Origin of the sequence: Streptomyces sp. NPDC050636, from assembly GCF_040654775.1 — a bacterium.
Taxonomy (GTDB): domain Bacteria; phylum Actinomycetota; class Actinomycetes; order Streptomycetales; family Streptomycetaceae; genus Streptomyces.
Map to the genome: position 1 here is coordinate 23,120 of NZ_JBFAIP010000038.1, position 24,426 is coordinate 47,545.

The window sequence follows — 24,426 nt, forward strand, 5'->3', positions numbered from 1 at the left end:
GGCCGGTCCCGCGGCCGGCGCCCGCCCGGGTCAGGCCGTCAGCCAGGAGCGCAGCCGCTCCTCGCAGTGCAGGATGCGGTCGACCTCGACCCGCTCGTCCTTCTTGTGCGCGAGCAGGGAGTAACCGGGACCGTAGTTGACGGCCGGGACGCCGAGGGCGCTGAAGCGGGAGACATCGGTCCAGCCGAACTTGGGCATCGCGGTGCCGCCGACGGACTCCATGAAGGCCTTGGCCGCCGGGTGGGAGAGCCCCGGCAGCGCGCCCGGCGAGTGGTCGTCGACGATGAACTCGTCCACCGGGCAGTCCGCGAAGACCTCGCGGACGTGGGCGATCGCCTCCTCGGGGGTGCGGTCGGGCGCGTAGCGGAAGTTGACGGTGACCGTGCAGGCGTCCGGGATGACGTTGTTGGCGACGCCGCCCTCGATGCGCACGGCGTTCAACCCCTCGCGGTATTCGAGGCCGTCGATCACCGGGCGGCGCGGCTCGTACGCGGCGAGCTTCGCCAGGATCGGGGCGGCGGCGTGGATCGCGTTGGCGCCCATCCAGCTGCGGGCGGAGTGCGCGCGCTCCCCGGTGGTGCGCAGCAGGACCCGCAGGGTGCCCTGGCAGCCGCCCTCCACCTGGCCGTCGGAGGGCTCCAGGAGGACGGCGAAGTCGCCGGTGAGCCAGTCGGGGTGCGCGTCCGCGACATGGCCGAGGCCGTTGAGGTGCGCGGCGACCTCTTCGTTGTCGTAGAACACGAAGGTCAGGTCCCGGTTGGGCGCGGGGACGGTGGCGGCCATCCGCAGCTGGATGGCGACCCCGGACTTCATGTCGCAGGTGCCGCAGCCCCACAGGACGCCGTTCTCGTCGAGCCGGGACGGCACGTTGTCGGCGATCGGCACGGTGTCGAGGTGCCCGGCGAGCACCACCCGCTCGGCGCGGCCCAGGTGCGTACGGGCCACGACGTTGTTGCCGTACCGGTCGACGGTCAGATGCGGCAGCGCACGCAGGGCGTGCTCGACGGCGTCGGCGAGGTCCTTCTCGTTGCCGCTCTCGGAGGGGAAGTCGACAAGCTGCGCGGTGAGCTCGGCGGCATCCAGCGACAGGTCCAGGGCGGTGTGATGTGCGGAGCGCTCCATGGATCCGACCCTATCGGCAGCACTCCAGTACGGTGGGCTCGTGTCCGCCCAGCCCACTGCCCTCGCCCGCCGCAAGCGCCTCTGGCGCATCAGCGCGGCCTTCGCCGTGCTCATCGGGCTGGCCGTCTATCTGGTCGTGCAGTACGTCACCGGCGGCCCGGGGGCACCGCGCTGCACGGTGCAAGCCGAGGGTGCCGAGGGCAATACAGAGGCCTACGAAATGACCCCCGAGCAGGCCGCGAACGCCGCGACGATCTCGGCCGTGGCGTCCTCGCGCGGGCTGCCGGAGCGGGCGGTGACCATCGCGATCGCGACCGCGATGCAGGAGTCGGGTCTGCGCAACATCGACTTCGGCGACCGGGATTCGGTCGGCCTTTTCCAGCAGCGGCCGTCCCAGGACTGGGGCACCGTCAAGCAGATCATGGACCCGGTCTATTCGGCCGGGGAGTTCTACCGGCATCTGGCCAAGGTGCCCGGCTATTCCCGGCTGCCGCTGACGGTCGCCGCGCAGAAGGTGCAGCGCAGCGGCTATCCGCAGGCGTACGCGAAGCACGAGGCGAACGCCGCGCGGCTGACCGGGGCCCTCACCGGCCGCGACGGGGCCGCACTGACCTGTACCCAGAGCCGTCCGGTGGACGATCAGACGGGCGGCGGCGCGACGGTGCGGGAGAAGCTGGTCCGGGAGTTCGGGCCCGAGGTGCTGCCGCGGACGACCGGCGCCGGCGGGCGGGACGCGGCGGGCGCGCGGAGCGTGACGGTGCCGGTGCGGCCGGCCGGGCCGGGGACCGCGGGAACCACCGCGCAGCGCGGCTGGGAGCTGGCGACCTGGGCGATGGCGCACTCCGCCGATCTCCGTATCGAACAGATCTCTTACGCCGGCCGGACGTGGACGGCGGCCGATTCGGGGAAGGGCTGGCAGAAGAAGCCGACCGGCTCCGACGCCGCCGCAGGGCGCTCCGCGGGTGACGTTCGTATCATCACCGCGCAATAGTCCGCAGGGCCCTTCGAAAGGGCCGCCGACAGCAATTCCCTTTTTCGATACGGGAGTTCACGTCCGGGCGAGTACGCGAGAACTCTGCATTTTCCCCAATTCCCTTTCCCCTTAAGGGCCGTGACGTTTCCGCACGCCACCGCCGGTACTCATATTGCCATTCTTTATCCAGGGCCGATTATGTACCGCGTTACCAATTCTTTACCTTAGTTCACCGCAACTTTCAGGGATCTGACGCGGTATTCAGGGCGTCCGCCTGGCGGACATGGCACGTCTGTCAGAAGTTACGAGTTTCCTCTCCGTACAAGGAGCACCATGTCCCTCCCCGTTACGCGTCGGATCGCCCGAGCCGCTCTGCTCGTCGCAGCAGGCACGGCTCCTGTGGTCGGTGCGGCCGGCTCCGCGAGCGCCCTGGAACTGCCCGCCAAGGCACCCGGACTGAGCAACCAGGACACCAGCGAGACCGCCAACAACGCCGCCGAGGCCACGGTCGGCGCGACGAACGAGCTCGCCAAGGGGACCGTCACAAAGATCGTGCCGGCGGCCGCCGGCACCCTCGTCCCGACGCTTCTGGAGCTTGCGCCGCTCACGCAGGGGAGCGCCGGCACCACGGGGAAGGTCGTCAAGCAGGCCGCCAACCAGACCGCCAAGCAGGCTGCCAAGCCCACCCTCAAGAAGGGTGTGTCGGCCGGCAAGACCGCCGGAGCGGCCAAGGGCCTGCTCGGCGGAGCGAACAATGCGAACAAGGGCGGCGGCATCATGCTCGGCGGCCTGCCGCTCGGCGGCTGATCTTCCGCTCGCCACAGCACGCGCAGGGCCCGGGGATTCCTCTCCCCGGGCCCTGCGCGTTGCGTGCGATCAGTGCACCACGGTCAGCAGGTCACTCCGCCAGGCGGCGCACCGCGGCGTCCACCCGCTCGTCGGTGGCGGTGAAGGCGATCCGCACGAACCGCTCCCCCGCGGCGCCGTAGAACTCGCCGGGGGCGACCAGGATGCCGCGCTTGGCGAGATCGCCGACGGTGTCCCAGCAGGGTTCGTCGCGGGTCGCCCAGAGGTAGAGCGACGCCTCGCTGTGCTCGATGCGGAAGCCGGCGGCCTCGAAGGCGGTGCGCAGGGCGGCACGGCGGCGGGCGTAGCGCTCCCGCTGCTCGGCGACGTGGGCGGAGTCGCCCAGCGCCGCGACCGTGGCGGCCTGGACGGGCGCCGCGACCATCATCCCGCCGTGCTTGCGGATCAGCAGCAGCTCGCCGAGGACGGCGGCGTCGCCGGCCAGGAACGCGGCGCGGTAGCCGGCGAGGTTGGAGCGCTTGGAGAGCGAGTGGACGGCGACGATGCCGTCCAGGGAGCCGCCGCAGACGTCCGGGTGCAGCACCGAGACCGGGTCGGCCTCCCAGCCCAGTTCGAGGTAGCACTCGTCGCTGAAGACCAGGATGTCGTGCTCGCGGGCCCAGGCGACGGTGCGGCGCAGCTCGTCGGCGCTCAGCACACGGCCGGTGGGGTTGGACGGCGAGTTGAGCCAGAGCAGCTTGATGCCGCTGGGGTCGAGCTCCATGGGATCGTCGTAGACGACCGGCTCGGCGCCGGCCAGTCGCGCGCCGACCTCGTACGTCGGGTAGGCCAGCCGCGGGTAGGCCACCTTGTCGCCGGCGCCGAGGCCGAGCTGGGTGGGCAGCCAGGCGACCAGTTCCTTGGAGCCGACGATCGGCAGCACGTTGGCGTGCTCCAGGCCGCGGGCGCCCAGGCGGTCGGCGGCCCAGCCGGTGAGCGCGTCGCGAAGCGCGGGCGTCCCCCACACCGTCGGGTAGCCGGGGCTGTCGGCCGCGGCGGTCAGGGCCTGCTGGATCACTGCGGGCACCGGGTCGACGGGGGTGCCGACGGACAGGTCCACGATGCCGTCGGCGTGCGCCGCGGCGGTGGTCTTGTACGGCTCCAGCCGGTCCCAGGGGAAGACGGGGAGACGGGATGAGACTGGACCCACGGTGCTCTCTTTCTCGTACGGGGCGACGCCTTCCCGGACGGGGCGACGTCGGGGACGTCGGCGCAAACACCTCGGCCCCGTACAGCGGACAGGCCGTACGGGACCGGGCAGCGCCGCGCGACCGGTGGCGACCTCAAGGACAAGAGGGAGCGGTCAGACTCCCTCCCGATCCCCGGATCGTTACTGGTTCTGCGGCGGCAGCTCTGCGATGAAGGGGTGGTCGCGCTCGATCAGGCCGAGCTTACTGGCGCCACCGGGCGAACCGAGCTCGTCGAAGAACTCGACATTCGCCTTGTAGTAGTCCTTCCACTCTTCCGGAGTGTCATCCTCGTAGAAGATCGCCTCGACGGGGCAGACCGGCTCACAAGCACCACAGTCGACACATTCGTCCGGGTGGATGTACAAGGACCGGGAGCCCTCGTAGATGCAATCGACGGGGCACTCCTCGATGCATGCCTTGTCCTTGACGTCGACACAAGGCTGCGCGATGACGTAGGTCACGCTGTCGTTCCTCCTCGGTAGGGCCGGCGGACCGATTGGCAGTACCGCCGCAGGGCGCGCGGGAGCGCGGCGTCGTCGATGCCCACCACCTAGTATCTCCGTTCCCGGGCGCGAGACGAACAAGAGGGGCGGATAGAGCGATGGAATTCATGACCGGTGGTCGCGCGGAAGTCCGTATCACCCCTGCTGACGTGGGCAAAAGGGTATCGGTCCGGCGCCGGACGGGCGGCGGCCCGGGGTCGGCCGCGTTCACCGACACGGTCGGTGTGCTCACATCCTGGGACGCGGGTGTGCTGAGCATCACACGCCGCAACGGAGAGTGCGTGGAGATCGACGAATCGTTGCTGGTCGCGGCCAAGGTCGTGCCCGCGGAGCCGGCCCGGAGGCGGGGTCCGGCAGCCGATGCGCGCGAGCTCCAGGAGGTCGCGGCCCGCGGCTGGCCGGCCCTTGAGACGGAGCGTCTCGGGGATTGGGCGCTGAGGGCGGCCGGAGGATTTACCCGGCGCGCGAATTCGGTACTGCCCCTCGGCGAACCCGGTGTCCCCCTGGATACGGCGCTGGAGCGGATCACCCGGTGGTACGGCGAGCGCGGGCTGCCGGCGCTCATCGTGGTCGCCACCGGGCGCGCGGACACCGGCGAGCAGCTGGCGGCGGAGCTGGACCGGCGCGGCTGGACGGCCGAGCGGCACACCTCGGTCCGGATCGCGGCGCTGGCACCGCTCGCCGATACGGGGGCGGACACCATGGGGGTCCCCCCTGGTCGAGCGAAGCCGAGAGCTTGGGGGATGGCCGCCCTGGCCCGTGAGCCGGACGCGGAGTGGCTCGGCATGTACAACCGGACCGGCGAGCCCACGCCCGACGCGCTGAAGGTGCTGACCGGCGGTCCCTCGGTGTGGTTCGCGACGGTGCCGTCCGCCGGTCCGCACGCCGGCCGACCGGCGGCCATCGGGCGCGTGGTCGTCGACGGCCGCTGGGCGGGGTTCTCGGCCATCGAGGTGGACCCGGCGCAGCGGCGGCAGGGGCTGGCCACGCTCGTCATGGCGGCGCTCGCCGAGCGGGCGCTCCAGGAGGGCGCCTCGGCCGCGTATCTCCAGGTCGAGGACGACAACATCGATGGCCGCGCGCTCTACGACCGGCTCGGCTTCACCGAACACCACGGCTATCACTACCGGCGCGCCCTTCCGGGCGACGGCGCACGCTGAGCGGGTATCCCTTTCGTATGTCCCAGGAACCCGAGCCGAAGCCGGACGGCGCCCGCGCCGAGCAGCGGCGGCAGTTCGCCGAGGCCGCGCGCGAGGAGCGGCCGGATCTGGCGCTGCTGTGCCTCCTGATAGCCACCGAGGCGGATCCCGCGCTGGACAAAGCGGGCATTGACGCCGCACAGATCGAGCTGGACCGGCTGGCCGGGCTGCTGCCGTACAGACCTGCCGGGGGCCCCGGCGCATGGGCGCGCAATCTCGCCGAGCTGCTCGGCTCGCGCTGCGGCTTCGGTGGCTCGCCCGCCGACTACCGGCGGCTGGAGTCGTCGCTGCTGCATACCGTGCTGCAGCGCCGCCGGGGCCTGCCGATCCTGCTGTCGGTGGTGTGGACGGAGGTCGCACGGCGGGCCGGCGCACCGGTGTACGGGGTGGCGCTGCCCGGCCATTTCGTCGTCGGCTTCGGGGACCCCTACGGGGAACATGTGCTGGCCGATCCGTTCGCCGGCGGCCGGCTGCTCGGCGATGACGACGCGGCGCTGCTGGTCGCGGGCGCGACCGGCGGGGGGCTGACCGCGCGGATGCTGTCGCCCGCCGACCCGCTGGACATCGTGCTGCGGATCCTCAACAACATCCGGGCTTGGGCGCAGGCGCGCCCGGAGCAGAGCGCGGTGCAGCTGTGGGCGGTGGAGCTGTCGCTGCTGCTGCCCAGCCATCCGGCGCGACTGCGGCACGAACGGGCCCAACTGCTCGTCCAGCGTGGTGAGTTCATGACCGGGGCGGCCGAGCTGGAGGAGTACGCGCGGGTGGTGGAGGCCGTCGATCCGGGCACCGCGGACACGGTCCGCCGGCAGGCCGCGGCGGCCCGCGCCCTGCTCAACTGATCTGCGGGCCCGCGCCCCGCTCAACTGGTCCGACGGGTGGCGGACCGGTCGGCCCGCAGGTCCGCGACCGGCTGCGCGCTCACGGCATCGGCGGCATCGGCAGGTGCGGCGGGTTCGACGGGTTCGACGGGTTCGGCGGCGGGGGTGCGGCGGATGATCAGCGCGGTCGCGTCGTCCTTGAGCTCGCCGCCGGTGAACCGTTCCAGGTCGGCGCGGAGCGTACGGGCCAGTTCGGCGGGCTCCAGGTCCGTCCAGCCCGCCAGCCGGTCGCACAGGGGGTAGAACTCCCCGTCCGTACCGCGCGCCTCGGTCACCCCGTCCGTACACAGCACGACCCAGTCGTCCGCGGCGGGGCGGACGCGTGCGCTCAGCCTCGGCTCGGCGCTCAGCGTGCCGAGGCCCAGCGGCAGCCCGCCCTCGCCGTCGCTGCGCTCGGAGACCCGGCCGTCGCGCACCAGGTAGTAGGGGATGTGGCCGCAGGACAGCACCCGGCCCTCGCGCATGTCGCGCACCTCCACCAGCAGCGCCGTGACGAAACGCTCGTCGGTGCCCTGCTCGGCCGAGCGGGTGTTGTAGCGGGTCAACGCCTGCTCCATCCGCTCGGCCACCGACTCCAGGGAGTCCTGGTAATAGGCGGCCTCCCGGAAGGACGCCAGCACCTCAAGTCCCGCCTCGATCGCCGGCATGCCCTTGCCCTGGACGTCGCCGATCATCAGCCGCAGCCCGTGCGGGGTCTCGACGGCCTCGTAGATGTCACCGCCGACCCGGGCGCCCTCCTGGGCGGAGACATAGAAGCCGAACGCCTCGACCGGGCCCGCCCGGAGCGGCAGCTCGCGCAGCATGGCCCGCTGCACGGTGTCGGCGACCAGGCTCGTACGGGCGTGCAGTGCCTCGCGCTCCAGGCGGGTGCGGCACAGCACCAGGGAGAAGACCGCCACCAGGAACGCCCCGAAGACACCGACGACCCTGCTGGCCGGGGCCCAGTCGGGCACCGTCAGGAGGTCGACGTAGGTGAGGCAGACGACGTAGACGACGGCGACGACGAGGGTGGGGCGGTAGGGGCAGCGCAGTGCGGCGAACAACGGGGCGACGCCCATGAAGGAGGAGATGTGCAGTTCCGGACCGGTCGTCGCGTCCAGGATCACGACGGCCACGATGGCCGCGATCAGCAACGCCGCGGTGAGGCGGCCGCTGTCCGGAGGTCGGTTGGCAGGCATAACACTTCAAGCCTGCGGGACGTCGCGCGACACCGCACAGGGGCCGAAGGTCCCACGGGGAGCCAAGGGGGCGTGGGGTGCGTCTCAGGGCCGCCGTGGCCGGTCCGGGGCCGGGGCCGAGTGCCCAGGGCCCGCAGAGGGGCTACAGCCAGCCTTTGTCGCGAGCCGTGCGGGCCGCCTCGGCGCGGTTGCGGGCACCCGTCTTCTGGATGGCGGTGGAGAGGTAGTTGCGGACCGTGCCCTGGGACAGGTGCAGGGCGTGCGCGATCTCGGCGTTGGTGGATCCGTCGGCGGCCACCCGCAGCACCTCGCGCTCGCGCTCGGTGAGCGGGCTGGCCCCGTCGGCGAGCGCGGCCGCCGCCAGCGCCGGATCGATGACCCGCTCGCCGCGCAGCACCCGCCGTACGGCATCCGCGAGCCGGGCCGCCGGGGCGTCCTTGACCAGGAAGGCATCGGCCCCCGACTCCATGGCGCGGCGCAGATAGCCGGGGCGCCCGAACGTGGTGAGGATGACGACCTTCACGCCCGGCAGCTCGTCGCGCAGCACGGCCGCCGCGTCAAGCCCGGTGATCCCGGGCATCTCGATGTCCAGCAGGGCCACGTCCACGTCGTGCGCCCGCGCCGCCGCAAGCACCTCGTCGCCGCGCGCCGCCTGGGCGACGACCTCCAGGTCCGGCTCCAGCGACAACAGCGCCGCCAGCGCTTCCCGGACCATCGACTGGTCCTCCGCCAGCAGCACTCTGATCATGCGGGCCAGCTTAGAACCGCTGGGATATCTCGGGGCCGGGGGCCGCGGCGGCGGGGGCGCCCAGGGGGACGTAGGCGCGCAGGGCGAAGCCGCGGCCACGGGGGGCGGGGCCGGTTTCCAGGCGGCCGTCGGCCAGGGCGAGGCGTTCGCGCAGGCCGCTGAGGCCGTTGCCGTCGTGCTGGGCGCGGGGCGGGCCGGCGCCGTCGTCGAGGACGCTGAGGCAGAGGTAGCGGCGTTCGTCGGACTCCCGTTCCTCGGTGAGGAGGAGTTCGCAGTGGTGGGCGCCGCTGTGCCGTACGACGTTGGTGACGGCCTCGCGCAGCGCCCAGGCCAGCGCGCTCTCCTCGTCGGCCGCGAGCGCGGGGTGCTCGCCCTCCAGCGCCGGGTCGACGGTGGCCTTGACCCCGGCGGTGCGCAGCACGGCCCGCACCCCGGCCAGCTCGACGGGGAGCCGGGGTCTGCGATAGCCGGTGACGGCCTCCCGGACGTCGACCAGCGCCTGCCGGCTGACCCGCTCGATGTCGGCGACCTGCCGGGCGGCGTCCGCCGGCCGGTCGGGCAGCATCCGGCCGGCCAGCTCGCTCTTGAGCGTGATCAGCGAGAGGGAGTGGCCGAGGAGGTCGTGCAGATCGCGTGCGAGCCGGAGCCGCTCCTCGCCGGCGGCGAGGCGGGCGACCTCCTCGCGGGCGGCGCGCAGCTCCGTGGTCGTACGGATCAGATACTGCACCCCGACCATCATGAAGCCGCTGCCGAGGCAGGGCAGGGCGTAGGCGGTGAGGTAGTAGTTACGGATCTCCGGGTAGCACGCCCCGACGGCGAGCAGCATCGCGGTGATCAGCGGGATGGTCCAGCGGGACTGCGGCCAGGGCAGCACCACTCCGGAGGCCACGCTGGTGAAGATGAACAGCACCAGCCAGGGGAAGCCCAGCGTCATCGAGAGTGCGCTGGACAGCGCCAGCATCAGGGCCAGCGAGCCGTACATCAGCCGGTGGGCCAGGGCCCGCCACATGTGGCGGAACACCAGCAGGAAGTAGGTGAGAACGAAGAGCGCGAGCCCCAGGCCGCCCCAGATCCGCGCGGCGGTGGAGGTGCCGGGCTCCAGCAGCCCGCCCACCGGCCCGCCCAGATACAGCAGCCAGACGGCGATCCACATCGTCTTGCCGAGCGCCTGGCGGCGGTTGCGGGGCTCCTGCCCGATCAGTACGGGGTTGCGGTCGTCGGGCTCGCTCCTCGTCTCCACCGGTCTCATGCCTTCCGGGTGTCCTTGCGGTACAGCCAGGCCGCGCCGGCGGCGAACACCAGCAGATAGCCGGCCAGGATCGCCATGTCCTTGATGTGCGGCGCGCCACCGGCCTCGACGGCGGTGCCGAGGGCCGCGTAGGCGTGCGTCGGGAGCCACTCCGCGATGTTCTGCACCCACTGCGGCAGGATCGTCAGCGGCATCCACAGGCAGCCGAGGAACGCCAGCCCGAAGTAGAAGAGCATGGAGATCGGGCGGACCGCGTCGCCGGTTGCTGTGGTGGTAGCTGTCGTCGTCATGCCATTCAGCGTCACGGATCCGCGGTCCGCCCGGCAGTGTCAGCTGTACTCAGCCTCCCATGACAGATGTCATGGGTGAGGCCCCCTGGGGGATTCCCTGAGGAATCCCCCCGCGGGGGCCTCTACCTGCGCTTTCCCGTACTGCGGCAGTCGTCGGCCGCCAGCAGTGGCGACGGCCGGCCGACCGTCGCGATGGTCAGCCGTCCGCGCCGATTTCCTGGATCCGCTCGGCGGGGGCCCGGCCGAGCAGCGCCTTGCCCACCGCGCTCGCGACCTCCTTCACACTGACTGGCTTCTTGGAGCCATCGCCCTTGGTGAGCAGGATGCCGTTGAACGTGTCGCCGTAGAGCTGCTTCAGGGCCGGCAGGTCGTAGTACGGCACGAGTTCGCCGTTGTTGATGGTGAACGACAGGAACTTGGGGATGGACTTCTGCGGGCTGAAGGACACCGTGTGCGTCGGGTCCGTACGGACCGTGACCAGGCCCGACATCGCGGGCTGCGCGTACTGCTTGAGCGCCTTGTCCACCGCGGCCTTGCTGACCTTCGGCTGCTGAGTGCCGGCGGCCAGCACCACGGGGGTGTCGGTGCCGCTGGTGGCGCGGTCGAGGTACGCCTCGGAGACCTTGGACTTGGACGCCTCGACGTCGACGGACTTGTACGGAGTGCCGTAGTGCGGCACCGCCTTGCCGTTCTCGAAGGTGATCCCGCCGTCCTTGGCGGCGCTCGCGGGCCCCGCCACGTTCTGCAGCGCGACGCCCAGCTTCTCGTTGTCGACGATCATCTTCGGCTCGGCCGTACGGGTACCGCCGAACAGCGAGCCGATGACGGAGACCGGGTTGTAGTCCCGGCCGGCCGCGTTGCGGACGGTGGCCTGGACGTCGACGTCCAGGCCCGCCTTGGCGGGCTGGAGGGTTGCGGGCTTGCCGTCGACGGTGAGCTTCAGCGGCGCGGTGCGACGGTCCTTGAGCGCCGTCTCCAGCTTCTGGACGGCCTCTTCCTTGCTGGTGCCGCCGATGTCCACGCCGAGAGCGGTGGTGCCGTTGGGCACATCCGCATGGTCGAGCAGCAGGCCCGCGCCGTAGGCGAGACCGGCCACGACCACGATGCCGACACCCGCGAGGACGATCTTGTTGCGGCCCTTCTTGGGCGGGTTGATCGGCTCGGGGATCTTCGGGCGTGCCGGGGCGGCGCTGTCGCCGCTGCCGGACGTGCCGGGCTTGGCGGACGAGAAGGGCGAGGGGGGCGACGGGCTGTCCGCCCCGGGCGTCGCCGGGATGCCGCTGACCAGGGTGTCGCCGGACACCCTGCCGCGGGGACCGCCCCCACCGGGCGCACCACCGCTCACACCGCCGGGCGCGCCGGAACGCTCACCGGGGGCGCCGCCCGTCGGGCCGCCCGCCGGACCGCCCTTGGGGCCGCTCGTCGCGCCGCCGGGCAGACCGCCCGAGATGCCGCCGGTGACGCCGAGGCCGCTGCCCGGGCCCGCCAGCGGGGGCGCCGGGGGCTGCGGGGTGAGCGGGGCGGTGTCGTCGCGCAGTTGGCGGGTGCCGCCGGTGCCCGGCCCGGGGTCGCTGAAGCCGGGCGGGAGGTTGAGTGCGCTGTCGCCGCGCGCGGGTCCTGCCGTAGGGCCGCTCGGGCCGACGGGGCCTCCCCCACTCCCGGCTCCGCTGGAGCGGGAGGTTCCCCCGGCCCGGGGAGCGTCGAACGGGCTGGCCTCACGCGGGGCGCCGTCGAAGGGAGAGCCGCCGCCCCGTGGGGTGTCGAACGGGGAGCCGCCCAGCGGGTCGGTCAACGGGTCACTCAGCGGGTCACCGCCCTCGAACGGCGAACCTCCGGGGGTACCCCCGCCGTGCGGCGCACCGCTGTCGAACACGGGCCCGCCCTGCGAAGCCGAGGCCGGAGCCGGGCTGTCCGAGAAGAACGGCAGGTCGGGTCGGTGCGGGGACGTCGCGCCGGCCGGGCCGCGCGGCGCCGGGGACGGCCCGCCCGGGGCGGGCGGGACCGCATGGGAGCCGGTGGTCGACGTCTGGCCGGTGGGCCCGGCCTGCGCCTTGCGTGGCGCGAACCAGTCGCTGGTCTTGTCGGCCGGGCCGCCCACGGGTGCCTCGTCCGCCGCAGCGGCGGACGAGGTACCCGTGGGGGTGTTCGCCGTGCGCTCCGCGTCCCGCTCGGTTCCCCGGGCGGGACGGGGCGCACCCCGGGATCCGGCGGAACCGCCGGATGCAGCCGATCCGTTCATGCCGGGCTCCTCACCGACGGGCTTGCGCACGACGACCGGCGGGATGGGGCGCGACCCCGGAATGTTGATCTTGATCCGCGTCGTCAGTGTGGTCTCGGTCTTCTGCTCCTCCGGCTGCGCGCCAGAGGCCAGCGCCTCGTCGCCATCTCCCCTGGGCGAGCCGTACGGCGGCGTCCCCGACGGGTACGCGGCTCCGCCACGACCCTGAGGGCCGGAGGACGAACTGTCAGATTCACGACTCAAAGCAGGTTCTCCCGGTTGGCTCCGCCGCTCGTCAGAGATGATCCCCGGCCTCGGGCCGAGAGGTGCCCCCAGGGCGTCGCGGCGGCGCGCACCACCATACTGTCCGTCGCCGACGGGCACCTGAAGAGCGTACGAACACCGCCGTCACGGGCGAACCCCCGACACAGCGGTTTCCGCGCGGCATCCGTCCTGGTATGGACCACGTCATCCGCCAACTCGGCCGCGGGTGACGCCCGTAGCGCGCATCTGGACGACGGTGGCACAGATCACACCCACCAGGATGCCGCCCAGCAGGAAGATGTACGAGCCGAGCCCCGCCGGGAAGAGGAAGTCACCCTCCGGCCGGGCGTCGCTGAGCAGCAGAAACACGGTCACCAGCCAGGCCGCGCCCGGCACCAGGACACCGGCCGCGGTGCGGGTCGCCGTGACGCCGCCGTAGAAGAGGCCGCCGGTTCCGGCCAGCGCGAGCAGCAACCCGCCCGGGGCCCACGCCCCTTGGACGAGCGTCCCGGCGAGCGCGACCAGCACTCCCCCGACGAGCAGCAGCACATACATGGCGATGCGGCCCGCGGTCAGCGGCGCGCTCAGGGCCGAGGCCGGGCCGGGAGGCCGTCCCGCCGGGCCCCCGGGCCGCGCGCCGGACGATCCGCCGGTGCCCGCCCGCGCCCGCCGGCCACCGTTGTCGGCGGCCCCGCCGCCCTTGGCCGCGGTCATTCCGCCGCCTCCTCGATCCGGGCGCTCCGCGCCACGCCCGCCGGCCCGCCGACCCCCACGAAGAGATCGTCCTCGCGCCCGCCCGTCGCCGGACCACCACTCCGGCCCGAAGCGTCCGCGGCACCCGGGAACCCGTGCACCAGTTGATAGTGCTCGGTGCGGAACAGCGGCTGGCCCAAGTCGTTGGAGAGCGCGAAGAACGGCCCGTCGACGGCGATCTGGGTGTAATGGGCGCGCATCGCCTCGGTCTTCGCGGCCGTGTACGCCTCGCTCCCGGTGATCGACACCGCGACATCGGCGTCCGGCACCACGCCCGGCACATCGTCGGCCGAGGCGATCCCGGGGAAGGCGTGGCCGGCCGCGCGCAGCCGCTCCAGGCCCTCCTCGACCTCGGAGCGGGGGTTGCAGTTCCAGTAGATCTTCCCGATCGCGTGCGCCGAGCCCAGATCCGGCCGGAACTCCGCCTGCGCGGCGAGCTCGGCGGCCCGCATCGCGACGCGGTGCGCCTGGATGTGATCGGGGTGGCCGTATCCGCCGTTCGGGTCATACGTGACCAGAACCTGTGGTCCGACCTCTCTGATGACGGCCACGAGATGGGTGGCCGCCTCGTCGACGTCGGCCTGCCAGAAGGCGGTCGGCCGGTCGTTCTGGGGGGCGCCCATCATCCCGGAGTCGCGGTAGCGGCCGGCGCCGCCGAGGAAGCGGTGGTCGGTGACGCCCAGGGCCCGCATCGCGGCGGCCAGCTCGCCGACGCGGTGCGGGCCCAGGGTGTCGTCGCGGTCGGGGGCGAGGTGGGCGAGCTCGGCCGGGATGACCTCGCCCTCCTCGCCGAGGGTGCAGGTCACCAGGGTGACCAGCGCGCCCTCGGCCGCGTACTTGGCCATGGTGACGCCGTTGTTGATCGACTCGTCGTCCGGGTGCGCGTGCACCAGCAGCAGACGGCGGGCGCCAGCGGTGGCTGGGGGAGGGTGGGCGGTCATGCGAACAGCCTACGAGCCGCCCGCCTCGCCTTCAGCACGCGATCCCAGCCGCCGCACATACGCCCGATCGGAGTACCGGGCCACGGCGGGGAGAGGACAGACGGGACAGGGCGGGCAGGACCGGACGGACAGGACCCGGCCCCGGCGGGTCAGAACTTGATGCCCCCGATCATCCCGGCGACATTCGTCGTCAACGACTTGACCGTCGGAGCGATGGACGAGCTGGCCAGATAGAAGCCCAGCAGCATGCAGACAAATGCATGCGCGGCCTTCAGCCCGGACTTCTTGACGAGCAAGAAGACGATGATCGCCAGCAGCACCACCGCCGAAATTGAGAGTGCCACGGCGGCTCACCTCCAAGTACACACGGACCGGACAGAGTTGACGGTGCACGGACCTCATGGACGGAACCGCGTACCGGCGTATGCCAAGGGCTCTTTACCCCGTACTCACGACGCGCAAGGGATCATAACTTTCCGTCCGCGCGCATATGTCGGTGCACGGGAGCAGAGTGGGGGCGCACGGGCCGTTCGCGAGCGCGACCAGGCGAGCCTCTGCACCCGTAGTCTCGGCCATATGACCGGACAGCTTTCCTTTCCCCGGCAACACGCCCGTACACAGCGCTTCACGCTGGGCGCTCCGCGCGGCTATGCCATTTCCCCGGACGGCGCGCGCGTCGTCTTCCTCCGCTCCCTCACGGGGACCGATCGCACCCAGCAGCTGTGGGTCCTCGACCTCGCCGAGGGACGGGAGTTCGCGGCCGCCGATCCGCGGGCCCTGCTCGCCGGCGCGGACGAGCGGCTCTCGCCCGAGGAACGGGCACGCCGCGAGCGTACCCGTGAGGGCTCGGCGGGCATCGTCGGCTACGCGGTGGACACGGCCGTCGAGTTGGCGGCGTTCACGCTGTCCGGCCGGCTGTTCGTCTCCGAGCTGCGGGCCGGCACCACACGTGAACTTCCGGTCCAGGGGCCGGTGGTGGACCCGCGGCCGTCTCCGGACGGCCGGCATATCGCCTTTGTGGCGCAGGGCCGGCTGCGGGTGGTCGCGGTGGACGGTGCCAACACGGCGGACGACGGCGGGCCCGGTACCGGCAGCGGATCGGCTCGCGCGGGCGCCGACCGGGTGCTCGCGGAGCCCGACGGTCCCGAGGTCACCTGGGGCCTCGCCGAGTTCATCGCGGCCGAGGAGATGGGCCGTTACCGGGGCTTCTGGTGGTCGCCGGACAGCGACCGGGTGCTGGCCGCGCGGGTCGACGAGTCACCGGTGCGGCGCTGGTGGATCTCCGACCCCGCGCATCCGGACCGCGAGCCCGCGCAGATCCCCTACCCGGCGGCCGGCACCCCCAACGCCAAGGTCACGCTTGCCCTGTTCGGCCTGGACGGCGCGCGGACGGACGTCACCTGGGACACCGAGCGCTACCCGTATCTCGCGCGCGTCCACTGGTCCGCGGCCGGTCCGCCACTGCTCCTGGTCCAGTCCCGGGACCAGCGCGACCAGCGCTATCTGACCGTCGACACCGGGACGGGCGCGACCCGCACGGTGCACGAGGAGGAGGACGAGGCGTGGGTCGAGCCGTTCCCCGGGGTGCCGGCCTGGACGCCGGACGGCCGGCTGGTGCGGATCGCGGACGAGGGCGGCGCGCGCAAGCTGTTCGTCGGCGACCGTCCGCTGACCGCCGCACCGCTGCACGTCCGGGCGGTGCTGGACATCGGCGAGGACGATGTCCTGTTCTCCGCGAGCGGCACCGAGATGCATGACATCGGCGTCTACCGCGCCTGGTTCCGCGGCAGCGGCGACCAGGGCGGCTGGGAGCGGGTGGGCGACCGCCCGTATCCGACCGTCTCCTCCGCGGTGCGCGGCGGCGGCGGGTCGGCCACCGTCGTGCTGTCCCAGGCGTCGCTGGAGCGGCCCGGCGCCCAGGTGGAGGTGGTCCGGCTGGCCGCGGACGGCGGCGAGAAGCCCCTGGCCGCGATCGGTTCGTACGCCGAGGAGCCGATGCTCACCGCCCGGCCCCGCCTCGTCCTCGCGGGCGAGCGGGAGATCCCGTGCGCGGTGCTGCTGCCGGACGGCTATGCGGAGGGCGACGGTCCGCTGCCGGTGCTGCTGGATCCGTACGGCGGCCCGCACGGTCAGCGGGTGGTCGCGGCACACAACGCCCATCTGACCTCCCAGTGGTTCGCCGACCAGGGGTTCGCGGTGATCGTCGCGGACGGCCGGGGCACCCCGGGCCGCTCCCCCGCGTGGGAGAAGGCGGTCTCCCGGAACCTCGCGGAGGTCGTCCTTGAGGACCAGGTGCACGCCCTCCAGGCGCTGGCCGGATCCTTCCCCCTGGACCTGGAGCGGGTCGCCATCCGCGGCTGGTCCTTCGGCGGTTATCTCGCCGGGCTCGCGGCGCTGCGCCGGCCCGATGTGTTCCACGCGGCCGTGGTGGGCGCTCCGGTCACCGATCTCCGTCTGTACGACACCCATTACCAGGAGCGGCATCTCGGCCACCCGGACGAGGAGCCGGAGATCTACGCCGCCAACTCGCTGATCACGGACGAGGGTCTGTCGGGAGCGGCGGAGCAGCACCGTCCGATGCTGATCGTGCACGGTCTGGCCGACGACAACGTGGTGGTGGCGCATTCGCTGCGGCTGTCGTCGGCGCTCCTCGCGGCGGGCCGCCCGCATGAGGTGCTGCCGCTTTCCGGGGTGACCCATATGACGCCACAGGAGCAGGTCGCCGAAAACCTGCTGCTGCTCCAGGTCGACTTCCTCAAGCGGTCTTTGGGGATGGCGTAGGGAACGGACAGCGACGCCGGCGCCCAACGCGCCGAGCACCAGGAGCGGATCGAGCACCGACGTGGCCCAGGCCGTGAACTCCCGCGGCCGCCGCGCCTCATCCAGCCACGTCCACCAGACATCCGCGGGCCGGCCGGCGATGCCCACATCCCGGACGATCCAGATCACGCTCAGCAACGCCGTCAGGAGACAGGCCAGTCGGGCGATGCCTCGCGCGCCACGTCTGAGAGCGCTTACCTGCAGTGTGGACACGGCCCGTCCCCGTCCGCGTCGATCACGTGTCACCCCGACGCCCTCTATACGCGGCGCTTACCGCACGTCTACTCCCGTCCCGGCATATGGACACCAGAGGCGAGGGCGAGCGGGTGTCGAAAGCGGACAAAGCAGTAACCGGCCGGGGCGCCGAATGGCATCCCCGGCCGGTCTACGGCACCCGCACGGCCGTACGTTCTGAAGCATGGCGCGTCCGTATATCGGTGTTGCGACACTGAAGTTGCCTTCTTGTTAAAGAAGTTGGGCGCGATATGTCCCCCATGCCGTACATCTCGACTTCATGTCAAGCACGCCCGTGCGTCAATCTGCGCAATCTTCGCTCAAGAAGCGGACGACCTGCACACCAGCACACCCGATCCCCTTGACTCCGCCGTAAATCACTTGCGAAAGTCCGCTCATCCAGCGGTGCAGACCGGCGCCGCTTCATGTTCCAAGAGAACTCGGCGCGGGGGCACTTCGCGATGACTAGTCCATCCCAGGCCACGGTGACTGAGACCGACACCCCAGGTCTTGGCCCCGAAGGTCTGAACTCGAAGGAAAAGCGCAAGACCAGCGCTCTTACGGGTCGTTCACCCGGCCAGCTCATGTGGGCACGCTTCAAGCGCGACCGCACCGGTGTCGTCAGCGCCTGCGTCGTGTTGTTCTTCTTCGCGGTCGGACTTCTCGCGCCGGTCATCTCCAAGATCTACGGCAAGGACCCCTACACCCGGTACGGGCAGGACACCCCGGGTCTGCTGATCAACGGGTACCCGGCGGCGCCCAACGGCGGCATTTCCAGCGAGTTCTGGTTCGGTCTTGAACCAGAACTGGGCCGCGATGTCATGATGCAGCTGTTCTACGGCATCCGGAACACACTCGGCCTGGCCGTCGCCATCACCCTCGTCGCGGTGCTCACCGCAATCCTCCTGGGCGTTGCGGCCGGCTATTTCGGCGGGCGTATCGACTACTTCATCGGCCGTTTCATCGACCTGCTGATGGCCTTCCCGAACCAGCTTTTCTACGTCGCGTTCGTGCCGATCGTGGGCGCCATCCTGGTGGCTCCCGAGGACGAGATGCCCGAATGGCTGCGCGCCGTGATCATCATCCTGGTGATGTGGTTCCTGGGCTGGATGAGCCTGGCCCGGCTGCTGCGCGGCCAGGTTCTGTCGCTGCGCGAGCGGGAGTTCGTCGAGGCGGCGAAGGTCAGCGGGGCGTCTCCCGGGCGCATCATCCGGCGCGAGCTGGTGCCGAACGTGATGACCCCGATCCTGGTGCAGACGACCTACATGCTGCCGAACTTCGTGACCTCGATCGCCGGGCTCTCGTTCCTCGGTGTCGGTCTGGTCGAGCCCACCCCGGACTGGGGCCGGATGTTCCATTACGCGGCCGACTACTACCGGAACGACATCACGTACTTGTTCTTCCCCGGCCTCGCGATGGTCATCTTCATCGTCGCGTTCAACCTGCTGGGGGACTCGGTCCGGGACGCCTTCGACCCGAAGAGGGCTCGATGACGCCGTTCCGCGGGGGGGTGCTGCCACCCCAGCACCGCATCAGTCAGGCAGCAGCATCGGATCAACGACAGGCAGGTGCTTCCAACACTATGAGCAACGTCCGCAAGCGCAGAGCGCACGCCGCGATCGTCGCCCTCACCGCGGGGGCACTCGCCCTCACCGCGTGCAGCAGTGGCGCGAGCCAGGGTGCGGCCGACGACGACGCGCGCAAGCACGCCGAGAAGCAGCGCGCACAGATCACCTTCGGCGACGCGGCGGCTTCCAAGGGGCCGGCCGAGCCGGTGCCCGGCGCCCGAAACGGCGGCACCATCAAGGTCTACCAGCGCGACACCTTCGCCCACCTGGACCCGGCGCAGATCTACGTCTCCGACCAGGGCGCCGTGTCGACCCTGCTCTTCCGCAGGCTCACCACGTACCACCTGGACAACGACGGCAAGTACACCGTCGTCGGCGACCTCGCCACGGACAGCGGCCAGAAGTCCGACGGCGGCAAGACGTGGACGTACAAGCTCAAGGACGGCATCAAGTTCGAGGACGGCAAGCCGATCACCTCGGCCGACATCCGGCACACCGTCGAGCGGACGTTCGCGGACTACATCTCCAGCGGCCCGACGTACCTCCAGCGCTGGCTCGCCGACTCGACGGACTACCGCAAGCTCCTCAAGGGCGGCCCGTACGAGGGCAAGCACCTGCCCAAGGACGTCCTGGACACACCGGACGACAAAACCATCGTCTTCCACTTCAAGAAGCCGGTCAGCGACCTGCCCTACGCGCTCGCCATGGCGGGCTACGGCGCGGTCGAGAAGAGCAAGGACACCAAGGAGAAGTACGACAAGGCCCCGGTCTCCTCGGGCCCGTACAAGATCCAGCCCGGCTCGTTCAAGAACGGCAAGGGCATCACGCTGGTCAAGAACACCCACTGGGACCCGAAGTCCGACATCTCGCGGCACCAATACGTCGACAAGTTCGACGTCCAGTTCAGCGTGTCCTTCGCCGACTCCACCCAGCGTCTGATGGCCGACAACCCGGACAACCAGACGGCGATCAGCTTCACCAACCAGGTCGACGCGCCCAGCATGCAGCAGGTCGCCACCGACCCGAAGATCAAGAAGCGTTCGACCTCCGGCTACCAGCCCTACGTCGGCGTGATGAACTTCAACATGCGCCGCCTGAAGGACAAGAAGGTCCGCGAGGCCATCGCCCACGCGCTGCCGACGCAGCACATTCTCGACGCGTACGGCACCCCGGGCGGCGGCGAGCTGGCGGGCAGCTACATCAGCCCGACGCTGACCGGCTACAAGGACATCGACCCCTACGGCAAGCTCAAGAAGCCGCGGGGCGACATCGAAAAGGCCAAGAAGCTCCTCAAGGAAGCCGGCAAGACCGGCATGAAGCTGACCTACGCCCACAACACGGCGGCCGAGCCCACGAAGTACTCGGTCGCGGTGGTGGACAACCTGAAGAAGGCCGGCTTCGACGTCCAGAACAAGGAACTGCCCTCAGACACGTACTACGACGTCATCGGCAAGGTGGACAACCAGTTCGACATCTACCCCTCGGCCTGGGGTGCGGACTGGCCCAGCGCGCTGACGGTACTCCCGTCGGTCTACGACGGCCGCCAGATCCAGGACGGCGGCACGAACTACTCGCTGTACAACAGCCCCGCGACCAACAAGGAAATCGACCGCATCGAGGGGATCACGGACCAGAAGAAGGCCGCGGACGAATGGTTCGCACTCGGTGAGAAGATCCTCAAGGAGGACCTGCCGCAGATCCCGACCTTCTACTACAAGCAGATCCAGCTGCACGGTTCGAAGGTCGGCGGCGTCGTGAACAACGACATCACCAGCTCCGTCGACGCGACCAAGCTGTACCTCAAGAAGTAACCGCGCACTCGCACCGGTTACTCAGGCGCTCGGTGTGCCCGTCCCATAGGACGGGCACACCGGCGCCCCTCATCTCCCCCACAATTCCGCTGCCCCACGAGAGCTGCGATCTGCCATGCTTCGATTCCTCTTCCGCCGGTCTCTCGGCGCGATCGTGATTCTGCTGCTCATCAGCGCCTTCACGTTCTTCCTCTTCTTCGCCGCCCCAAGGGACCCCGCGCTGCTGGCCTGCGGAAGGAACTGCGGCCCCGACGCACTCGCGATCATTCACAAGAACCTGGGCCTGGACCAGCCCATTCCGGTGCAGTACTGGAACTTCATGTCCGGCATCATCACCGGCCGCGATTTCGCCCAAGGGCCCTGCCCGGCACCGTGCTTCGGCTATTCCTTCGCCACCGGCGACGCGGTCTGGACCACCATCGTCGACCGCTTCCCGATCACCCTCTCGCTCACCATCGGCGGCGCCGTCGTCTTCCTGCTCGTCGGTCTGAGCACCGGAATGCTCGCCGCCTGGAAGCAGGGCACGGTCATCGACAAGGTCCTCAGCTCCGCCTCGCTGGTGCTGAGTTCCATGCAGATCTATTTCATCGGCCCGATCGTGCTGGCATTGCTCGTCTACAACACCAACCTGCTGGGGCAGCCGAAATACGTGCCCATCACCGAGGACCCGGCAGGATGGTTCATGGGGCTGCTGATCCCCTGGTGTGTGCTGTCCATCATCTTCACCGCGCAATACACCCGTATGGCGCGCTCCGCGATGATCGAACAGCTCCAGGAGGAACATGTCCGTACGGCACGCGCCAAGGGCATGTCGGCCCGTACGGTCTTCTTCCGCTACGCCTGGCGCGGCTCGCTCATCCCCATCGTCACCATCTTCGGCATCGACCTGGGAACGCTCTTCGGCGGCGCCATGATCACCGAGGTGACGTTCTCCCTGCCGGGCCTGGGCACCCTCTCGATGCAGTCGGTGCTCAACACCGACCTGCCGACGGTCATGGGCGTGATGCTCTTCGCGGCGGCCTTCATCATCCTCTTCAACATCGTTGTGGACGCCTGCTACGCGTTCATCGACCCGCGCGTGCGTCTGTCCTAGGGAGCCACCAGTGACCACACTCACCAAAACCGAGGGTGCACCGGTCCCGACCGGATCGGACGCCTTTCTCTCCGTACGCGACCTGCATGTGCGGTTCTCCACCGAGGACGGCATCGTCAAGGCGGTGGACGGTCTCTCCTTCGACCTGGAACGCGGCCGGACGCTCGGCATCGTCGGCGAGTCCGGCTCCGGCAAGTCCGTCACCAACCTCGCCGTCCTGGGACTGCACAACCCCAAGTCCACCGACATCGGCGGCGAAATCCTGCTGGACGGCCAGGAGTTGACCGGGGCCAAGGAGCGGACCCTGGAGAAGCTCCGCGGCAACAAGATGGCGATGATCTTCCAGGACCCGCTGACGGCGCTGTCGCCGTACTACACCGTGGGCCGCCAGATCGCCGAGCCGTTCATCAAGCACACCGGCGCCAGCAAGCGCGAGGGCCGGCAGCGCGCCATCGAGATGCTGACCAAGGTCGGCATCCCGCAGCCCAACCTGCGGGTGGACGACTATCCGCACCAGTTCTCCGGCGGTATGCGTCAGCGCGCGATGATCGCCATGGCGCTGGCCTGCAACCCCGAGCTGCTGATCGCGGACGAGCCCACCACCGCCCTCGACGTGACCGTCCAGGCACAGATCCTGGACCTGCTCAAGGACCTCCAGCAGGAGTTCGGCTCCGCGATCATCCTGATCACCCATGACCTGGGTGTGGTCGCCAACACCGCCGACGACCTGCTGGTGATGTACGCCGGCCGGGCCGTCGAGCGCGGCTCCGTCAAGGAGATCCTCACCCGGCCCCAGCACCCGTACACCTGGGGCCTGCTGGGCTCCATGCCGCGGCTGACGGCGAGCGTCGACGAGCCGCTGATCCCGATCCCAGGCTCCCCGCCGAGCCTGCTCGACCCGCCGTCCGGCTGCCCGTTCCACAGCCGCTGTGCCTTCGTGAGCGAGGTCGGCGGCACCCGCTGCCAGGACGAGCGTCCGCCGCTGCCCGCCGGGCGCGGCGCCGCCTGCCACCTGAGCGCCGAGCAGAAGCAGACCTTCTTCACCGAGCAGATCAAGCCCCGGCTGGGCTAGGGAGCGACCAGACATCATGAACGCAACCGAGAGTGTCACCCTCCCCCAGCCCCGCGATGCCGCGCCGGGCGAACCGCTCCTGGTCGCCGACGGGCTGACCAAGCACTTCCCGATCCACGCGGGCTTTCCGTTCAAGCGGAAGGTCGGCGCGGTGCAGGCGGTCGACGGCATCGACCTCACCGTGCACGCCGGCGAGACCTTCGGCCTGGTCGGCGAGTCGGGCTGCGGCAAGTCCACGACCGGACGGCTGCTGACCCGGCTGATGGACCCGACCTCCGGCACCATCACGTATCAGGGCCAGGACATCACCCACGCGAACCGCAAGCAGCTCGCGCCGGTGCGCTCCGAGATCCAGATGATCTTCCAGGACCCGTACTCCTCGCTGAACCCGAGGCAGACGGTCGGCACGATCATCGGCGGCCCGATGGAGATCAACGGGATCAACCCGCCCGGCGGCCGCGAGAAGCGGGTCCGCGAGCTCCTGGAGACCGTCGGCCTCACCCCGGAGCACTACAACCGCTTCCCGCACGAATTCTCCGGCGGCCAGCGGCAGCGCATCGGCGTGGCCCGTGCGCTCGCCCTGGAGCCGAAGCTGATCGTCGCGGACGAGCCGGTCTCCGCGCTCGATGTGTCCATCCAGGCGCAGGTCGTCAATCTGCTGCAGGAGCTCCAGCGCGAGCTGGGCATCGCGTTCCTGTTCATCGCGCACGACCTGGCGATCGTGCGGCACTTCAGCCAGCGCGTCGCGGTGATGTACCTCGGCAAGATCGTCGAGGTGGGCGACCGCGACGAGATCTACGGCCGGCCGCGCCACCCGTACACCCACGCCCTGCTGTCGGCCGTGCCCGAGGCCCGGCTGGTGGAGTCCGACGAGGAGGGGCGCGAGCGCATCCGCCTCGCCGGTGACGTCCCCTCCCCCGTCAACCCGCCCTCCGGCTGCCGGTTCCGTACCCGCTGCTGGAAGGCGCAGGACAAGTGCGCGACGCAGGAGCCGCCGCTCGTCCAGCTCACCGGGAGCACGGCGGGGCATCTCACCGCCTGCCACTTCCCCGAGGAGCCGACGACCGCGGCCCGGGGCGAGGACATCGTGCTCGACCCGGCGCTGGCGGCTATCGAGGAGGGCGCGGCGGAGGCCGACAAGGGCGGCAACGGCGGCAGTACCGGCAAGACCGGCAAGACGCTTTGACCTGGTGTCGCTAAGCGGCTTGACCTGGCGTAGCCAGGCGGCTTGACCTGGCGTCGCTAAGCGGCTTGACCTGGTGTCGCCAGGCGGCGACTTACCGATCACGTGGTGAGTCATGGGAATACCGCCTGGTGACCCCGCGTTGTGGCCCCGCAGGGGGCCTCTGCATCCCCTACGGGATGCGTTCGCCCACGCCTTAGGGGGTGTCCGGTCCATCAGGCCGGACACCCCCTTTGCTCGTACGGCTGCCCCTCGGCTCGTACGGCTACTCGGCTCGTACGGCTGCCTCCTCG

General features: G+C 70.7%; 20 protein-coding genes and 1 pseudogene. 10 read left to right on the plus strand and 11 right to left on the minus strand.

All coding sequences use genetic code 11. The annotated features are described in order from the left end of the window. Positions 1–30: 30 nt before the first annotated feature. Positions 31–1,122, minus strand: a complete 1,092-nt coding sequence (gene dapE / locus AB0I10_RS24650; RefSeq protein ID WP_363154771.1) for a succinyl-diaminopimelate desuccinylase — start codon at positions 1,120–1,122, stop codon at positions 31–33. 40 nt (positions 1,123–1,162) lie between these two features. On the opposite strand from dapE, the gene AB0I10_RS24655 reads away from it, so the two are divergent. Then, positions 1,163–2,113, plus strand: a complete 951-nt coding sequence (locus AB0I10_RS24655) for a heavy metal transporter (RefSeq protein ID WP_363154772.1) — start codon at positions 1,163–1,165, stop codon at positions 2,111–2,113. A 315-nt stretch (positions 2,114–2,428) separates the two neighbouring features. Beyond that, positions 2,429–2,902, plus strand: coding sequence for an ATP-binding protein (locus AB0I10_RS24660; RefSeq protein ID WP_363154773.1), 474 nt, complete (start codon positions 2,429–2,431; stop codon positions 2,900–2,902). Positions 2,903–2,993: 91 nt separating this feature from the next. On the opposite strand, the gene dapC is transcribed toward AB0I10_RS24660, so the two are convergent. Together dapC and fdxA are read right to left on the minus strand one after the other, a co-directional pair. Continuing rightward, the gene (dapC, locus tag AB0I10_RS24665) at positions 2,994–4,091 is read right to left on the minus strand and encodes a succinyldiaminopimelate transaminase (protein ID WP_363154774.1); all 1,098 of its coding nucleotides are present in this window, start codon (positions 4,089–4,091) and stop codon (positions 2,994–2,996) included. Between the two features lie 180 nt (positions 4,092–4,271). After that, positions 4,272–4,592 (minus strand): ferredoxin, encoded by a 321-nt coding sequence (gene fdxA / locus AB0I10_RS24670; RefSeq protein WP_033319951.1) that lies wholly within the window; start codon positions 4,590–4,592, stop codon positions 4,272–4,274. Positions 4,593–4,732: 140 nt separating this feature from the next. Between fdxA and AB0I10_RS24675 the strand changes: the two genes are divergently transcribed. Both AB0I10_RS24675 and AB0I10_RS24680 read left to right on the plus strand, forming a co-directional pair. Beyond that, the gene (locus AB0I10_RS24675; RefSeq protein WP_363154775.1) at positions 4,733–5,794 is read left to right on the plus strand and encodes a GNAT family N-acetyltransferase; all 1,062 of its coding nucleotides are present in this window, start codon (positions 4,733–4,735) and stop codon (positions 5,792–5,794) included. 17 nt (positions 5,795–5,811) lie between these two features. Beyond that, positions 5,812–6,672, plus strand: a complete 861-nt coding sequence (locus AB0I10_RS24680; protein ID WP_363154776.1) for a transglutaminase-like domain-containing protein — start codon at positions 5,812–5,814, stop codon at positions 6,670–6,672. 20 nt (positions 6,673–6,692) lie between these two features. On the opposite strand, the gene AB0I10_RS24685 is transcribed toward AB0I10_RS24680, so the two are convergent. The 8 genes and pseudogenes from AB0I10_RS24685 to AB0I10_RS24720 all read right to left on the minus strand — a co-directional run bounded on the left by AB0I10_RS24685 (position 6,693) and on the right by AB0I10_RS24720 (position 14,696). Then, the gene (locus AB0I10_RS24685; protein ID WP_363154777.1) at positions 6,693–7,889 is read right to left on the minus strand and encodes a PP2C family protein-serine/threonine phosphatase; all 1,197 of its coding nucleotides are present in this window, start codon (positions 7,887–7,889) and stop codon (positions 6,693–6,695) included. A 142-nt stretch (positions 7,890–8,031) separates the two neighbouring features. After that, positions 8,032–8,637, minus strand: a complete 606-nt coding sequence (locus tag AB0I10_RS24690; RefSeq protein WP_363154778.1) for a response regulator transcription factor — start codon at positions 8,635–8,637, stop codon at positions 8,032–8,034. Positions 8,638–8,647: 10 nt separating this feature from the next. Then, a complete protein-coding gene (locus tag AB0I10_RS24695) occupies positions 8,648–9,886 on the minus strand; it encodes a sensor histidine kinase (protein WP_363154779.1) in 1,239 nt (412 codons plus the stop codon). Then, a pseudogene (locus AB0I10_RS24700) lies at positions 9,883–10,152 on the minus strand (ABC transporter permease); the annotation flags it as partial. The pseudogene AB0I10_RS24700 and the gene AB0I10_RS24695, both read right to left, overlap by 4 nt. A gap of 220 nt (positions 10,153–10,372) precedes the next feature. After that, positions 10,373–12,658 carry a hypothetical protein gene (locus AB0I10_RS24705; RefSeq protein WP_363154780.1) on the minus strand — a complete coding sequence of 762 codons (2,286 nt, stop codon included), beginning with the start codon at positions 12,656–12,658 and terminating at the stop codon, positions 10,373–10,375. 204 nt (positions 12,659–12,862) lie between these two features. Beyond that, positions 12,863–13,372, minus strand: a complete 510-nt coding sequence (locus tag AB0I10_RS24710; RefSeq protein ID WP_363154781.1) for a DUF6113 family protein — start codon at positions 13,370–13,372, stop codon at positions 12,863–12,865. Next, positions 13,369–14,352 carry an N-acetyl-1-D-myo-inositol-2-amino-2-deoxy-alpha-D-glucopyranoside deacetylase gene (mshB, locus tag AB0I10_RS24715; protein WP_363154782.1) on the minus strand — a complete coding sequence of 328 codons (984 nt, stop codon included), beginning with the start codon at positions 14,350–14,352 and terminating at the stop codon, positions 13,369–13,371. Before mshB ends, AB0I10_RS24710 begins: the two co-directional genes overlap by 4 nt. Positions 14,353–14,501: 149 nt before the next feature. Continuing rightward, positions 14,502–14,696, minus strand: coding sequence for a hypothetical protein (locus AB0I10_RS24720; RefSeq protein ID WP_363154783.1), 195 nt, complete (start codon positions 14,694–14,696; stop codon positions 14,502–14,504). 232 nt (positions 14,697–14,928) lie between these two features. On the opposite strand from AB0I10_RS24720, the gene AB0I10_RS24725 reads away from it, so the two are divergent. From AB0I10_RS24725 to AB0I10_RS24750, 6 genes are all read left to right on the plus strand, one after another. Further along, positions 14,929–17,133 (plus strand): prolyl oligopeptidase family serine peptidase, encoded by a 2,205-nt coding sequence (locus tag AB0I10_RS24725; protein ID WP_363154784.1) that lies wholly within the window; start codon positions 14,929–14,931, stop codon positions 17,131–17,133. A gap of 734 nt (positions 17,134–17,867) precedes the next feature. Further along, positions 17,868–18,899, plus strand: a complete 1,032-nt coding sequence (locus AB0I10_RS24730; RefSeq protein ID WP_363154805.1) for an ABC transporter permease — start codon at positions 17,868–17,870, stop codon at positions 18,897–18,899. A gap of 89 nt (positions 18,900–18,988) precedes the next feature. Beyond that, complete coding sequence (locus tag AB0I10_RS24735; RefSeq protein WP_363154785.1) at positions 18,989–20,785, plus strand: ABC transporter substrate-binding protein; 1,797 nt, start codon at positions 18,989–18,991, stop codon at positions 20,783–20,785. Positions 20,786–20,900: 115 nt separating this feature from the next. Next, complete coding sequence (locus AB0I10_RS24740) at positions 20,901–21,878, plus strand: ABC transporter permease (protein ID WP_363154786.1); 978 nt, start codon at positions 20,901–20,903, stop codon at positions 21,876–21,878. Positions 21,879–21,888: 10 nt separating this feature from the next. Beyond that, positions 21,889–22,950 (plus strand): ABC transporter ATP-binding protein, encoded by a 1,062-nt coding sequence (locus AB0I10_RS24745; protein WP_363154787.1) that lies wholly within the window; start codon positions 21,889–21,891, stop codon positions 22,948–22,950. A 16-nt stretch (positions 22,951–22,966) separates the two neighbouring features. Next, entirely contained in the window at positions 22,967–24,136 is a 1,170-nt protein-coding gene (locus AB0I10_RS24750; protein WP_363154788.1) for a dipeptide ABC transporter ATP-binding protein, read from the plus strand. Positions 24,137–24,426: the final 290 nt, after the last annotated feature.

Excerpts from the sequence above, each read along its gene's own strand:
- dapE (WP_363154771.1), bottom strand. The coding sequence starts at position 1,122 with ATGGAGCGCTCCGCACATCACACCGCCCTGGACCTGTCGCTGGATGCC.
- AB0I10_RS24660 (WP_363154773.1), top strand. The coding sequence starts at position 2,429 with ATGTCCCTCCCCGTTACGCGTCGGATCGCCCGAGCCGCTCTGCTCGTC.
- AB0I10_RS24675 (WP_363154775.1), top strand. The coding sequence starts at position 4,733 with ATGGAATTCATGACCGGTGGTCGCGCGGAAGTCCGTATCACCCCTGCT.
- AB0I10_RS24680 (WP_363154776.1), top strand. The coding sequence starts at position 5,812 with ATGTCCCAGGAACCCGAGCCGAAGCCGGACGGCGCCCGCGCCGAGCAG.
- AB0I10_RS24685 (WP_363154777.1), bottom strand. The coding sequence starts at position 7,889 with ATGCCTGCCAACCGACCTCCGGACAGCGGCCGCCTCACCGCGGCGTTG.
- AB0I10_RS24690 (WP_363154778.1), bottom strand. The coding sequence starts at position 8,637 with ATGATCAGAGTGCTGCTGGCGGAGGACCAGTCGATGGTCCGGGAAGCG.
- AB0I10_RS24695 (WP_363154779.1), bottom strand. The coding sequence starts at position 9,886 with ATGAGACCGGTGGAGACGAGGAGCGAGCCCGACGACCGCAACCCCGTA.
- AB0I10_RS24710 (WP_363154781.1), bottom strand. The coding sequence starts at position 13,372 with ATGACCGCGGCCAAGGGCGGCGGGGCCGCCGACAACGGTGGCCGGCGG.
- mshB (WP_363154782.1), bottom strand. The coding sequence starts at position 14,352 with ATGACCGCCCACCCTCCCCCAGCCACCGCTGGCGCCCGCCGTCTGCTG.
- AB0I10_RS24725 (WP_363154784.1), top strand. The coding sequence starts at position 14,929 with ATGACCGGACAGCTTTCCTTTCCCCGGCAACACGCCCGTACACAGCGC.
- AB0I10_RS24730 (WP_363154805.1), top strand. The coding sequence starts at position 17,868 with ATGACTAGTCCATCCCAGGCCACGGTGACTGAGACCGACACCCCAGGT.
- AB0I10_RS24735 (WP_363154785.1), top strand. The coding sequence starts at position 18,989 with ATGAGCAACGTCCGCAAGCGCAGAGCGCACGCCGCGATCGTCGCCCTC.
- AB0I10_RS24740 (WP_363154786.1), top strand. The coding sequence starts at position 20,901 with ATGCTTCGATTCCTCTTCCGCCGGTCTCTCGGCGCGATCGTGATTCTG.
- AB0I10_RS24750 (WP_363154788.1), top strand. The coding sequence starts at position 22,967 with ATGAACGCAACCGAGAGTGTCACCCTCCCCCAGCCCCGCGATGCCGCG.